12 protein-coding genes are annotated in these 13,252 nt (G+C 72.5%); 6 read left to right on the top strand and 6 right to left on the bottom strand.

Annotated elements, in window-relative coordinates; all coding sequences use genetic code 11:
* The first annotated feature begins 167 nt into the window (after positions 1-167).
* Entirely contained in the window at positions 168-1,640 is a 1,473-nt protein-coding gene (locus C7C46_RS05135; protein ID WP_110666161.1) for a PucR family transcriptional regulator, read from the top strand.
* Between the two features lie 28 nt (positions 1,641-1,668).
* On the opposite strand, the gene C7C46_RS05140 is transcribed toward C7C46_RS05135, so the two are convergent.
* On the bottom strand, positions 1,669-2,136 hold the full coding sequence (locus tag C7C46_RS05140; protein ID WP_245984182.1) for an ATP-binding protein: 468 nt from the start codon (positions 2,134-2,136) through the stop codon (positions 1,669-1,671).
* 196 nt (positions 2,137-2,332) lie between these two features.
* On the opposite strand from C7C46_RS05140, the gene C7C46_RS05145 reads away from it, so the two are divergent.
* The 3 genes from C7C46_RS05145 (at position 2,333) to C7C46_RS05155 (ending at position 4,407) form a co-directional block, all read left to right on the top strand.
* Entirely contained in the window at positions 2,333-3,238 is a 906-nt protein-coding gene (locus tag C7C46_RS05145; RefSeq protein ID WP_181442202.1) for a hypothetical protein, read from the top strand.
* A 150-nt stretch (positions 3,239-3,388) separates the two neighbouring features.
* Positions 3,389-4,201: a helix-turn-helix domain-containing protein gene (locus C7C46_RS05150; RefSeq protein WP_342775373.1), complete on the top strand. Its 813-nt coding sequence runs from the start codon at positions 3,389-3,391 to the stop codon at positions 4,199-4,201.
* Entirely contained in the window at positions 4,198-4,407 is a 210-nt protein-coding gene (locus C7C46_RS05155) for a DUF397 domain-containing protein (RefSeq protein WP_245984185.1), read from the top strand. Before C7C46_RS05150 ends, C7C46_RS05155 begins: the two co-directional genes overlap by 4 nt.
* A gap of 106 nt (positions 4,408-4,513) precedes the next feature.
* On the opposite strand, the gene tuf is transcribed toward C7C46_RS05155, so the two are convergent.
* Entirely contained in the window at positions 4,514-5,695 is a 1,182-nt protein-coding gene (gene tuf / locus C7C46_RS05160; RefSeq protein ID WP_110666165.1) for an elongation factor Tu, read from the bottom strand.
* Between the two features lie 535 nt (positions 5,696-6,230).
* Between tuf and C7C46_RS05165 the strand changes: the two genes are divergently transcribed.
* Positions 6,231-7,448 carry a hypothetical protein gene (locus tag C7C46_RS05165; RefSeq protein WP_110666167.1) on the top strand — a complete coding sequence of 406 codons (1,218 nt, stop codon included), beginning with the start codon at positions 6,231-6,233 and terminating at the stop codon, positions 7,446-7,448.
* Positions 7,432-8,202, top strand: coding sequence for a hypothetical protein (locus C7C46_RS05170; protein ID WP_110666169.1), 771 nt, complete (start codon positions 7,432-7,434; stop codon positions 8,200-8,202). Before C7C46_RS05165 ends, C7C46_RS05170 begins: the two co-directional genes overlap by 17 nt.
* Before the next feature lie 19 nt (positions 8,203-8,221).
* On the opposite strand, the gene C7C46_RS05175 is transcribed toward C7C46_RS05170, so the two are convergent.
* The 4 genes from C7C46_RS05175 to sbnA are packed head-to-tail and all read right to left on the bottom strand — an operon-like array spanning position 8,222 to position 13,201.
* On the bottom strand, positions 8,222-10,369 hold the full coding sequence (locus C7C46_RS05175; protein ID WP_181442203.1) for a glycosyltransferase family 39 protein: 2,148 nt from the start codon (positions 10,367-10,369) through the stop codon (positions 8,222-8,224).
* Between the two features lie 60 nt (positions 10,370-10,429).
* Positions 10,430-11,089, bottom strand: a complete 660-nt coding sequence (locus C7C46_RS05185) for an alpha-ketoglutarate-dependent dioxygenase AlkB family protein (RefSeq protein WP_110666173.1) — start codon at positions 11,087-11,089, stop codon at positions 10,430-10,432.
* Positions 11,090-11,102: 13 nt separating this feature from the next.
* Positions 11,103-12,125: a 2,3-diaminopropionate biosynthesis protein SbnB gene (gene sbnB / locus C7C46_RS05190; RefSeq protein ID WP_110666176.1), complete on the bottom strand. Its 1,023-nt coding sequence runs from the start codon at positions 12,123-12,125 to the stop codon at positions 11,103-11,105.
* Positions 12,126-12,142: 17 nt separating this feature from the next.
* Positions 12,143-13,201: a 2,3-diaminopropionate biosynthesis protein SbnA gene (gene sbnA, locus C7C46_RS05195; protein ID WP_110666178.1), complete on the bottom strand. Its 1,059-nt coding sequence runs from the start codon at positions 13,199-13,201 to the stop codon at positions 12,143-12,145.
* Positions 13,202-13,252: the final 51 nt, after the last annotated feature.

A 13,252-nucleotide genomic window follows, 5' to 3' on the forward strand; every position in this document is an offset into this window, starting at 1 on the left:
GATTCAAGCAGCGCCGCAATGGTGCGGACCACTGGTCTCCCGCACCAGCCGCCGGGCCGTCGGCTGGACCATCGAACAAGAGGGCGATCCAGGGCTTTGGGTTGCATCTACTATGCCTAAAAGCCGGTAGCCCTTGCTGGTGCGATAGGCAGGAGTGGAGCAACAGGATGATCGTCGGGGAACTGCTGGAGCTGGACGGCCTGGACATCGAGGTGGCCTGGGCGACCCGGGAGCTGCTGGAGCGCGAGGTCACCGGCGTCACCTCCACCGACCTGCAGGACCCCGCGCGCTACCTGCAGGCCGGCGAGCTGGTGCTGACCGGGCTGGTCTGGTGGCACGGCGAGGACGCCTCGGCCGCGCTGCGGTTCGCCAACGCGCTGCGCAGCGCCGAGGTGTCCGCGCTGCTCGCCGGGGAGGGCACCCACGGCACGGTGCCCGAGGAGCTGGTGGCGGCGTGCCGGGCGCACTCCATCGCGCTGCTCTCGGTGCCGGCGGGCACCAGCTTCCGGGCCGTCACCGACCGGGTCTACCTGCGGCTCTGGGGCGAGCTGCGGGAACGCTCGGAGAACCTGGCGGCGGTGCCGGCCACGGTGCGCCGCGAGCTGCTCGGGATGCTGCACTCCCACGCACCGGCGGCGGCGATCCTGGCCCACGCGGTGGCGCACCTGGGGCTGCCGCACTGCCGGCTGGAGACGGCCGGCGGGCGGGTGCTGGCCTCCTCCGCGCCGGACTGCCCGGTGCCCGAGGGGCCGCCGATCGCGGTCGGGCCGGCCGGCACCTCGCCGTTCGACGGCTGGCGGCTGCGCCCGGTCGCCCAGGCCGCGCCCGCCGCCACCACGGTGCTGCACGGCCTGGCCGAACTGCTCGGCCCGCTGGCCACCCGGGCCCGGGCCACCGCCACCGCGCAGCGCCAGAGCGCGGTGCGGGTGCTGGAGTCGCTGGCTCGCGGCGGCGGTCCCGGGCTGGCGGAGGCGCTGGCTGCCTGCGGGCTGCCGGGCCGGCCGGTGACCCCGGTGCTGGCGCGGATCGAGGGCGCCCCTGAGTCGTGGGCGGCAGCCGCGCTGGCCGAGGGGCTGCACGTGCTCGGCGTGCCGTTCGCGGCGGCGCCGGACGGGCAGGGCGGGGCGGTGGCCCTGGTGGCCGGCGAGCCGGCCGCGGTGGAGGGCGCCCTGCGGGCCGCCTGGCCCGGGCTGGCCGCCGTGTTGACGGACCGTCAGGAGCTGCGCGGCGGCGTCGGGCCGACCGCCGGCCCGGACGGCGCGACGCTGCGCGGCGCGCTGGTGGAGGCCGGTTACGCGCTCGCCTCGGCCGGCCCGGGCGAGGTCGGCAGCAGCGGCGAACTGACCTCGCTGCAGGCCCTGTTGCGCGGCATCCCGACCGAGGTCAAGGCGGCCTACCGGAGCAGCCTGCTGGCCCCGCTGGCCGAGCACGACCGGACCAACCCGGTCTCGCTGCTGGGCACCCTGGACTCCTTCCTGCGCCACGACGCCTCCTGGTCGCGCACCGCGGAGGCGCTGCACATCCACGTGAACACGGTGCACTACCGGATCAAGCGGATCGAGGAACTGACCGGCCGCAGCCTGGTCCGCCTGGAAGACCGCCTTGACCTGCGCGCGGCGCTGCTGTGCCCGACGGGGTGAGGCAGCCGGGGGAAGGTGACCCAGAAGGTCACCCGGGAGCCGGCTGCGTGTGGGCTTCCGAGAGGTCGAGTTCGGCCCAGATCGTCTTCCCGGGCGCGGCCGGGCGCGGGGACATCCCCCAGCGGGCGGCCAGGCGGGCGACGATCAGCAGGCCTCGGCCTGACTCGGCGTCATCGGAGGGAGCGGTCGGAGGAGCCTGCCGGGGCGCCCGCTCGGTGCGGGTGTCGGAGACCTCGACCCGCAGGGCGGTGGCGGACCGGGTCAACCGGACCTCGAAGTCCCGCCCCGGTACGTGGCCGTGGCGAACGGCGTTGGCGGCCAGCTCGGCGCAGACCAGGGTCATGGTCTCGTTGGCGCGGGAGTCGTAGGAATAGCCCCACTCGTCGAGCCGGTGCGAGACGAGTCGGCGGGCGAGGCGGGCACCGCGCGGGGTGGAGCTGAAGCGCATCGCGAACCTGGCGGCCTCGATCAGGGCGGGAGTGTGCAGGGAGTCCATGCCGAGCAGCGTGCCGGGCATCGCGGGGCTCTGACCAGGGACGACGCGCGTACGGAGCGGTGCTGTACGGGGAGTTGGCGGCAGTGTACGCGGAAGTTCGCACACTCCGCGACGAAGACCGCTCACGGCGTGCTACCGTGCGACTACAAATCAAGAACTGACCCCGGCGGTGCGTCAACACCCCGGGGCACGGCACTTGGAGTCAGAGCTCCTCATGCACGTTCACTTTAGCGCGCCCGAACGCTTCGTACGGGCGCCACACGAGATTGTCCGCCACCCGCGTCTGCGGGCCACCGCGAAGACGCTGCTGCTCTGGGCGCTGTCGTTGCCGCCCGGCAGCCGGGACACCATCCTCACCATCGGCAGGCGGATGCCGGAGGGGCGCACCGCCGTGTCGCGGGCGCGCAGTCAGCTGATCGAGGAGGGATACCTCCACGTGCGGCGGAGTCAGCACCCGACGAAGGGCACCTGGACCACCCGGGTACTGGTGAGCAGCGAGCCGCTGACGGAGCCTCAGGAGATCGCGGCCGCTTGGGACGCTGCGGTCCGAAACCCGGCACTCGGTGAAGGGGGCAGTCGGGCCGTCGGCACTTCCCCCAAGGGGGAGAAGACGGAGGTGAAGACCTCCCTCCCCGACACGGCGAGTCCGTCGGACGAGGCGCGCCGGGCCGATGCCGCACGGCTGCTGGGGCGCCTGGCCACCCGGGACGGACGGATGCACCTCGGCGTGCCCGAGATCTTCGGCCTCGCACCGCTGGTCGCGGACTGGCTCTCGCGAGACTCGGACGTCGGGCGCCTGCGGGAGGCGCTGTTCGGCGGGCTGCCGAGCCCGGTCCTGTTCCCGGCAGGGCTGCTGCGCTCGCGGCTGGAGCGGAAGATGCCCGAGGCTGCTGGTGCTGCTGGTGCTGCTGGTGCTGCTGGTGCGCCCCGGGGTGTCGGGGAGTGCGAGCGGTGCGCGGATCCGGTGCCGGGCGGGAGTGCGCTCTGCCGCCGGTGCACGGGAGGTGCTCCGCCGAGGGTGCTGCCGGATCCGGGCGCGGTGGAGCGCAACCGGCGGGGTGCGGCGAAGGCGCGAAGTCTGCTGCGAGGCGCGGCGGCCTGACATGACGTCAGCCTGGTTGTACACGCGGGCGTTGTACATGGGCCCGTGCGGCTGGAGATTCGCAGTTCAGACCCCATGGGAACGTGGCTCTCCGTATGGTTTCCGGTACGCCTTGGATGTGGGCGTGGGCGGGTGGCCGGAGGTGCGGGCGTGGCGGACCAGGACGACGGTGCGGGCTTCCTGCGGAGCTTCGGGTTGCAGCTGAAGCTGCTGCGGGAGCGGCGGAAACTGTCCCGCGCGGAGCTGGGCGCGCTGCTCGGGTACGGCGAGGATCAGATCGCCTCGGTGGAGCTCGGCCGGCGGATCCCCAAGCCCGAGTTCATCGACAAGGCCGACGAGGTACTGGATGCGGGCGGCGTGCTGAAGGCGATGAAGGGGGAGGTGCAGCGGGCCCGGTACCCGGCGTTCTTCCGGGATGCGGCGAAGTTGGAGGCGGAGTCGGTCGAGCTGCACGCGTATGACGCGCTGGTGATGAACGGCCTGTTGCAGACGGAGGAGTACGCGCGAGCGGTCTTCACGATGATGAGGCCTCCACTCGATGACGACGTCATCGACCAGCGGGTAGCCGCGCGCCTTGCACGACAGAGCCTCTTCGACAGGAGGCCTGCGCCCCTCGCTAGCTTCGTCATTGACGAGTCGGTGCTTCGCAGACCTATCGGTGGGCCTCAAGTGCTTCGAGGCCAGCTGGAGGAGCTCCTCCTTGTCGGCCAGCGGCGGACCGTCGAGATCCAGGTCATGCCGCTCAGTCGGCCCCAGAATGCGGGCCTCGCCGGGCCGTTCACCTTGATCGAGACGAAGGACGGGCGCAGGGTCGCCTACGTCGAGGTGCAGAATGTGAGCCACGTGCACGCGGAGCGGCACCTGGTTCGTGGGCTGGAGGTCAAATACGGGATCCTCCGAGCCCAGGCGCTGACGCCCCAGGAGTCCATGGGCTTTGTCGAGAGGTTGCTGGGAGAGCTATGAGGGTCGAGCAGTTGGAAGAGATGTCTCGGCTGGTGTGGGTGAAGAGCAGTTACAGCAGCGAAGAAGGCGGTCAGTGCGTGGAGGTCGCCCTCTCGGCCGGAGCCATCCGTGTAAGGGACTCCAAAGACCGGACAGGGCCGGTACTCAGCTTCGACGACGCCGACTGGGTTGCCTTTCTCGGGTTCGCTGTCACTCAGGCCGGCTGACAGCCGCCGACCGTGAACGAGCTCGCCGGTGTGTCTGGTCCGGCAGGAAGGCTCGTAGGCTCCTGGCGAGGTGGCGGCTGGTCAGGGACCAGCCGCCACCTCGGGTCTAGCTCAGCACCTCGCGCACCGCGCCGGCCGCGACCGTGCGGCCGCCCTCGCGGACGGCGAAGGTCAGGCCCGGCTCCAGCGGGACCGCCTGACCCAGCGTCACAGTGGCCGTCACCGTCTCACCCGGGAGTACCAGGTCGGTGCCCGCGGGCAGGTCGACGTTGCCGACCACGTCACCGGTGCGCAGGTAGAACTGCGGGCGGTAGCCGCCGGTGATGCCGGTGCGGCGGCCGCCCTGGGCGGTGTCCAGCAGGTGCAGGCGGGCGGTGAACGAGGTGTGCACCTCGGTGCTGCCCGGCGCCGCGACCACCTGGCCGCGCCGCACCTGGCCGCGCTGCACGCCGCGCAGCAGCAGCGCGACGTTGTCGCCCGCCTCGGCGGACTCCATGGTGCGCCCGAAGGTCTCCACCCCGGTGACCACCGACTCCAGCTGCCCGCCGTAACCGAGCACGGCCACCTTGTCGCCGAGTCGGACCCGCCCGCGCTCCACCGCGCCGGTCACGACGGTGCCGCGGCCGGTGATGGTGAGCACGTTCTCCACCGGCAGCAGGAACGGCGCGTCCGTGTAGCGCACCGGGGTCGGCACGTACGCGTCGACGCTGTCGAGCAGGCGCAGCAGGGCGTCGGTCCAGACCGGGTCGCCCTCCAGCGCGCGGAGCCCGGAGACCGGCACCACCGGCAGCTCGGCGCCGTCGTAGCCGTGCGCGGCGAGCAGCTCGCGCACCTCCAGCTCGATCAGCTCCAGCAGCTCGGAGTCGGCCCCGTCCGCCTTGTTGAGCGCCACCACCACGTGCTCGACGCCGACCTGACGAGCCAGCAGCACGTGCTCGGCGGTCTGCGGCATCACGCCGTCCTGCGCCGACACCACCAGGATCGCGCCGTCCAGCTGGGCGGCGCCGGTGATCATGTTCTTCACGAAGTCGGCGTGCCCGGGCATGTCGACGTGCGCGTAGTGCCGGGTGGCGGTCTCGTACTCGACGTGCGAGATGTTGATGGTGATGCCGCGGGCACTCTCCTCCGGGGCCCGGTCGATCCGGTCGAACGGGACGAAGGTGCCGGTGCCCCGGTCGGCGAGGACCTTGGTGATGGCGGCGGTGAGGGTGGTCTTGCCGTGGTCGACGTGACCCATGGTGCCGATGTTCAGGTGCGGCTTGGTGCGCACGAAGGCCTGCTTGGCCATGGTTCTCTTCTCCGGGATTCGTCAGCTCTCTGACAGGACCTCAGGGGCGGGCCACCTTCCCCGGACGAGGTCCCGGGTCGGACGGTCCCGGGGAAGGTCAGCTTCGTGCGCCGTCGAACGCGGCGGAAGCGGCTGCGTCTGCCAGTGCCGGAGCAGCAGCCATCGCGCCCGCGACTGCGGGGAACTGGGCGATGGCGTACTGGGACATGTGGACCATCTTGCGGGCCGGGTGGGGTGCGTGGCCAACGGTTTTCCGCCGACTGCTACCGATCGGCTCCGGCGGCGGCCCTCGGTGGGGCACCGGTCGCAGGGGCGACCCTCGACAGCCGCTCGGCCAGCAGGGCCGGCTCCGTCTTCCGACCGACCAACGACGAGACCGTGCTGCGGGACCCAGCTAGGTAGATTCAATCTACGTAGATGCTGTCTACCAACTTTGCGTGCGGACAGGTGCCGGCCGGTCGCAGTCGATCGGTGCTCTGGTGCATCATCAGATCCGATCGATCCACCAAGAGCTTCGGACGGCAGGTACCGACTGATGCACCCGACAGAGCTGACCGAGGCCCGGCTGGCGGAGGCGGGCCACGTGCTGGTGGCGCCGGTGGCGATGGGGGACGACCAGCTGGTCAGGGAGTTCTTCGGGGTGACCATGACGCCGGAGCAGGTCGCGGCCGGGGCGGTCGACCTTGCGGGGCGGGATGTGTACCTGTGCGGGGACGTCAGCGGGGTGGACGGGAGCCGGCTGGCGGCGGCCGAGCGGGTGTTCGTGGTCCGCGAGTCGGCGGGCGGGTACGCGGGGCCGTGGCCCCTGGTCGAGCTCGGGCGGGTTCCGCTGCGCGTGCACGGTGTCGGGGTGTACTACCGCCGGTTCTTCGGTCTCGACGCCGACCACTTCGGGCGGATCCGCGCGGAGCACGAGTTCCAGTCGCTGACGGAGTCGACCAAGCCCGGCGCGGCGCATCGCAGCGGGATCTACCTGACGCCCGTCGAACGGGACGGCGACGAACTGCACTTCCGGCTGCTGCGCTGCTCCACCAACCTCTCCGGGCCGACCGAGGGCTTCGGCCCGACCGACACCGGCATCGTCGAGGCGCTGAACCGCGAGGCCGCCGCCGTCTTCCGCAACCAGGCGCCGCTGAACCACGTCCTGGCGCAGATCTACCACAACACCCTTGCCACGCCCGAGCGCAAGCAGTCCAAGGCGAAAATCTCGGCCCATGCCGACAAGACCAAGGACATGCCCGTCAACGGCATCATGGCCTTCTGCACCTTCTACGACGGGCTCGACGGGCTGCAGCCGCTGGCCGAGGACGCGTTCGACCACGGGGTGAAGGGCGTCAGCGGGCTGACCAGACTCCACTTCCGCCGCAAGGAGTCGACCGGAGGGCTCCACGAGGACGGGCTCCCCGCGCAGTTCACCGTGACGCTTTATCCCGGGTCGGTGTTCTTCATGCCGCTGTCCACCAACCGCCTGTACTCCCACGAGATCCGGCCCTCGGCGCTGGACGCCGAACTGCTCCCGACCCGCCTGGGATACGTGGTGCGCTGTTCGAGTGCCGAGGCCGTGCACAAGGACGGCCGCACCTTCCTCAAGGGGGCCGGCGGGCTGGTGGCGCTGGAGCCGCCCACGCCGGAGGGCATGGACGAGCTGCGCCTGCGGTATGCCGAGGAGAACCGGACCTCGTCCTTCGTCGACTACGGCGACGGGTTCCGCTTCAGCATGAACACGGGAGACTACCGTGCCCCTCGACCCTAGGACCGCGGACGAGATCCTCTCGTACGCCCTGCCGGCCGAGGCGGACCGCTTCGCCGAGTTGTCCGCGTCGGTGCGGTGGGAGGGCCTGGGCAAGGGACGGCAGGGCGCCGTGCTCACCCGGGTCGACGAGGCGGGCGGGGTGCCGCTCGTCCGTACCACCACGCGGTACGGCAACCCGGCGCAGCGCTTCGGGGCGGTGCACGAACGGCTGGCGCGCCAGGTGCAGGAAGGTGCGGCGCTGCCGGTCGGCTTCAACAACGCTCTCGTCGAGAGCTACACGAACGCCTACCGGACCATGGGCGCCCACTCGGACCAGGCGCTCGACCTGGCCGACGGGTCGTTCGTCGCCCTCTTCTCCTGCTACCGGAACCCCGGGGCGCCCCCGCAGCGGAAACTGGTCTTCGAAGCCAAGGAGCCCGGTGGCGAGGGGTTCGAGCTCCCCCTCGCCCACCACAGCGTGGTCGCGTTCTCGGTCGCCGCGAACCGGCGGCTCAGGCACAGGATCGTCCTGGACGCGCCCGGCCGAGCGCCGGACAACCCGTGGCTGGGGGTGACCTTCCGGACCTCGAAGACCCTGGTCCGGTTCCGCGACGGACATCCCTACCTCCCGCAGGGGGCGCGCCTCGGGTCGGCCGACGAGGAGCAGCGGCGTGAGTTCTACCAGTTGCGGCGCCGGGAGAACACCGAGACGGACTTCAGCTACCCCCTGCTGACGTACACCGTCAGCGAGAGCGACCTGCTGCCTCCCGGTTGAGCACCGGCCCGGCGCATCGTCACTTCCCGGAGCAGCGGTAGTACAGGTAGTCCGCCGTCGGGTTGTTGCTGATCGGGGAGCAGTGGTACTTGACGGCCAGCACGCGGGGGTCGTTGCCGGACTCGGTGTCGGGGCCCGGGACCAGGGCGGTGGAGATCCGGCCGGACTCGATCAGGCGGACCACCTCGTCGGCGGTCGGGGTGGGGAGGTTGCCGCTGAAGCCGCCGATCACCTGGATGTGGGTGAGGCCGCTGATGATGTACTCGCTGGCGGTGGCGGACTGGTAGACCAGCAAGTCGCCGTGGTCGGCCGCGCTCCGGTCCGCGGCGGTGCCCGACTGCAGCAGCTTGGCCCAGTCGGCCGGCCTGGACTCGGGCATGATCGAGCCGCCGTAGGTCCCCGTCACCGCGAGCCGGGCGCTGCGGGCGGCGGGCGTGGGCTTGGCGAAGGTGCCGGAGGAGGTGAACGGCGTGTCGAACGGGCCGCCGGAGCGGGTCAGCAGCCACATTCCCGCGGTCACCGGGCCGGCCACCAGGACGGTGAGGACGAGGGCGAAGGCGAGGGCCCGGACCGGGACCCACAGCGCGCCGCGGACCCGGCCGTCCAGCAGCAGCGCCACCGCGGCCGCGCCGCCGCTCAGCGCGACGAGGAGCTGGAGGAAAGGGAGTTGGGCGTAGAGCAGACTCGCGCTCCAGAGTCCCTGCACGGCCAGCAGCGCCGCCAGCAGTCCCCGGGCGTGCCGCCACAGGGTGGTCACGGTGAGCCCGGTGAGCGCGCCGACGGCCGGAACCAGGGTGGCCAGGTAGTAGTCGTGCATGGCGTCGACCCGGCTGAACGCGACGGCGCAGCTGAGCAGCCAGGTGGTCCAGAGCACCACCGCCGGTCGGTAGCGGCGCAGTTGTGCGTGCGCGGCGGTCAACGGCCCGGCCGCGCCCCGGGCCGGGGCACCGGGCAGGCGGCGGGGCAGCACCACCAGGAGCAGCACCGCACCCGCGAGGGCCAGCGGCAGCAGCCAGCCCGCGTCCGGGCCCAGCGGTGCGGCGAGCAGCCGGTCCCAGGCCGCGTGCGAGAAGGTGCTGGTCGGCAGCACGGACCCGCCGAGCTTGGGGTCCGTCACGTACAGGTCGGCGTGCCGCAGGGCCGCCGGGTTCGGTGCGGCCAGCGGCTGGAGGCCGAAGTGCCAGCCGTTGCCGAGGCGGGCGCCGCCGTTGTAGCGGAAGACCTGCTCGAAGACCGAGTTGTGCGTGCTGCCGTCCGCCACCGGGCGCCGGTCGGCCGGGGTGAGGGCGAAGAAGAGCATCCAGGAGAGGGAGAGCGCCGCTGCCGTGACCGTGAGCAGGGCCGCGTGCAGGGTGGCGCGCAGGCGGCGGCCCTTGGGGGCGGCGACCACCAGGGTCAGCACGAGGGCGGGCAGCAGGAACCAGGCCTCGGTCATCTTGGCCTGGAAGGCCAGGGCGATCCAGACCGCCGCGGCCCAGCCGGAGCGGCGCCGGCCGAGGAGCACCAGGCGCAGCACCGCGTCTGCGGCCAGCAGCAGGAGCAGCAGGTAGAGCGGCTCGGAGAGGTTGCCGCGGGTGGAGGCCAGCGTCACCGGACTGGTGGCCAGCACGGCCGCGGCGATCAGGGCCGGGGCGGCGCCGCCGAGCCGGCGGACGGCGCGGTAGAGCACCAGGACGGCGAGGGTGCCCTCGACGACCTGGGGGAGGACCATCGCCCAGACCGAGTACCCGAAGGCCCGCACCGAGAGCGCCTGGACCCAGAAGGCGCCCGGCAGCTTGTCGAGGGTGGTGGCGGCCTGCGGGTCGAAGGCGTCGTAGAAGAAGGCGTGCCAGCTGCCGGCCATGCTGCGGACACCGGCGGCGTAGTAGGTCTCCAGGCCCTCGGTGTCGAGCTGCCAGGCGTAGCCGGCTGCTGCCACGGCGGTGATCAGCAGCAGCAGGAGGCGAGGGAGCGGCAGGGCGCGCCGCAGCAGCACGAGCAGGCGCGGGAGCAGCGGCGGGCGGGGCGGGGAGGCGGGCGGTGACGGGGGCGCGGCGAGGGCGGGGGCCGAGGGGCCGGGCGGCGGCGCGGTCTCGGCGGTCGGTATCTCGGTGGTGTCGATGGCGTGCTGGCACGGCGCCGCGGCACGATCAGCCGTGCGCCGCTCCCCCTTTCCTGAGACGCGCATCATGCCGGGAACCGGCAGGGTCGATCAAGTGCGATCGAGTGGCGCGCCCAGGCGGCGCGATCAGTCGCTGAGACCGGTGCACCGCAGCGTCAGGTTGAGCCGCCCGCCGGCCAGTCCGGTGTCCGGCCGGTCGGTGTCCGCCAGCACCCTGGTGACCCCGTGGTAGGCGTACCGGGAGGGGCCGCCGAAGACGAACAGGTCGCCGGAGGCCAGCCGCAGGTCGGTCCACGGCTTCCCCCGGTGCTCGGGGTTGCCGAACCGGAACAGGCAGCTCGCCCCGATGCTGAGGGAGACCACCGGGGCGTCGCTGCGCTCGTCCTTGTCCTGGTGCAGGCCCATCCGGGCCTCGGCGTCGTAGTAGTTGACCAGTACCGTGTCGGGGGCGTAGGCCGCGCCGGCCGCCCCGTCCCCGTACGCCTCGGCCACCGCCGCGCGGCCCAGCTCGACCAGCCGGTCGGGCAGCGGGGCCACCCGGCGGCCGTTCACGTCGGCGGCGGTGCGGGTGTAGCGGTACGGCTGCCAGTGCCAGCCCAGACAGACCGTCTGCACCGACATCACCCCGCCGTTCGGCAGCCGGGTGCGGTGCATCGGCACCGGCCCGCGGGCCCACTCCCGGCAGGCGGCGACCAGCTCCCGCTGCTGCTCCAGGGCCAGCCAGTCGGGCAGGTGCACCGCCCCCGGGGCCACGGTGGCCCGCGATCGCGGGAAGAGCTCGGCCATCCCCCCATGCTAGTCACCGCACCGCGTCCCCGAAGAAGTCCGCCAGCTCCGCCCCCGACCCGGTCTCCGCCAGCTGCGCGTGCACCCACTGGCCCACCGCCAGGTCCAGCACGCCGAGGCCGAACGGGGCGTAGACCGCGGCCCGGGAGGGGTCGCGCACCAGCGTGCCGTTCAGCACGTCGGCGATCGTGCCGTGCACGAAGTCCCGGTGGCCGACCTGCTGTTCGGCCAGGTGCAGGGAGGTGCGCTCGCGCACCGCGTGGTCGATGTCGTCGGTGATGTTCTGCGCGGCCAGCACCAGTTCGGGGGCCAGGTCGCGCAGCGACAGGTGCAGCACCACCGGGTTGTGGGCGAGCAGTTCGGGGTCGTGCACGTGCGGCTCGCCGGCCACCGTGGTGAGCACCACCAGGTCGCAGTCGAGGAAGGCGTCGTCCAGCCGGTCCACCACCTCGACCTCGACCCCGGCCGCGTCCAGGGTGCCGGCGAACCGCTCGGCGTGCGCCCGGTCCAGGTCGAACAGCCGCAGGCCGTCGATCTGCCAGCCGAGGTCGCGCAGGAACTTCCAGACGTGGCCGGCGATCAGCCCGGTGCCGACCAGCCCGACCCGGCGGGCCCGGCGCTCGCCGACCAGGGCCTCGGCGCCCAGCACGGCGGAGGCGGCGGTGCGGGTGGCGGAGATGACGGAGGACTCCAGCACGGCGTACGGGTAGCCGGTCTCGGTGGAGTTGAGCACCAGCACGGCCGAGGCGCGCGGGATGCCGCGGGCCAGGTTCTCCGGGAAGCTGGCGATCCACTTGATCCCGGCCACCTCGAACTCGCCGCCCAGGTAGGCCGGCAGCGAGATGATCCGGGAGCTGGGCCGGTGCGGGAAGCGCAGGAAGGCGCTGTGCGGGTTGCTGCTGTCCCCGGCCGCGTGCGCCAGGTAGGCGCGGCGGACCACGTCCACGCAGGTCTCGCGGTGGCCGTCGACCTGCTTGAGGACGTCGGCGCCGGTCAGCACGCGCAGCGGGGGGAAGGTGAGCTGGGTGTCGGTCATGGCGGACTCCGGGAGGGTCAGAGGGCGGCGGACGGGGTGAGCGACCAGGCGGCGGGCGGTGTTCCGGTGCCGAAGGCGGCGGCCACCCAGGCGGGGTTGTAGACGGTGTCGGCGTAGGCGATGCCGCGGTCGGCGCACAGGAAGGCGACCCGCGGGCGCTCGCCGGCGGCCGGCGGGTGCTCGGTGAACCAGTGCTCGATCGCGGCGTACACGCTGCCGGTGGAGCCGCCCGTGTACAGGCCGTGCCGGCGCACCAGGTCCAGGCAGCCGCGCACCGCCCGGGCCTCCGGCACGATCACCACGTGGTCGATCAGCGCCCGCTCGCACAGCTGCGGGACCAGGCTGGAGCCCAGGCCCGGCAGCCGGCGGGTGGCCGGCGGCTGGCCGAAGATGGCCGAGCCGGCCGCGTCCACCGCGACCACGGTGGCGCTCGGGTAGGTCTCCTTGACCCGGCGGGACAGGCCGGCGATGGTGCCGCCGGTGCTCACCCCGAGGAAGACGTAGTCCAACTCGGGCATCATCCGGGCGATCTCACCGCCCGTCAGTTCGTAGTGCGCGGTCAGCGCGTCGTCGTTGGCGTACTGGTTGGGCCAGTAGGCGTGCGGGAGCACCCGGCACAGCTCGCGCACCCGGGCCAGTCGGGTGTTCAGGAAGCCGCCGCTGGCGTCGCGCTCGGTGACCTTCTCCACCGAGTCGCACATGATGTCCAGGTAGGCCTCGGTGAGCGCGTTGCAGTTGGGGTCGATCACCGGCACGAAGCCGATGCCCAGCGCCCGGCAGAACGCGGCCATCGAGATCGCGAAGTTGCCGGAGGAGGACTCCACCACCGTGGTCTCCCGGGTGATCTCGCCGCGCTCGATGGCGCGCTTGAGGATCCAGAAGGCCGAGCGGTCCTTGGAACTCCCGTTGGGGTTGCAGTACTCCAGCTTGGCGTAGAGCTCGATCCGCTCGTCGTCGAGCCGCACCAGCGGGGTCTCCGCGAAGGTGGCGGCCAGTGCGGCCAACCGGTAGGTCAGCGGGCTGTCCTGGTCGACCGGCGGTTCCGGGGCCAGGGTGGCGGACTTGTGTGTCGGCATGACGCCGTTCTCTCCCAGTCTCGGTGAGGTTCTGGTGGCGGCACCGGTGGC

The organism is Streptomyces tateyamensis, from assembly GCF_003205575.1.
GTDB classification, from domain to species: domain Bacteria; phylum Actinomycetota; class Actinomycetes; order Streptomycetales; family Streptomycetaceae; genus Kitasatospora; species Kitasatospora tateyamensis.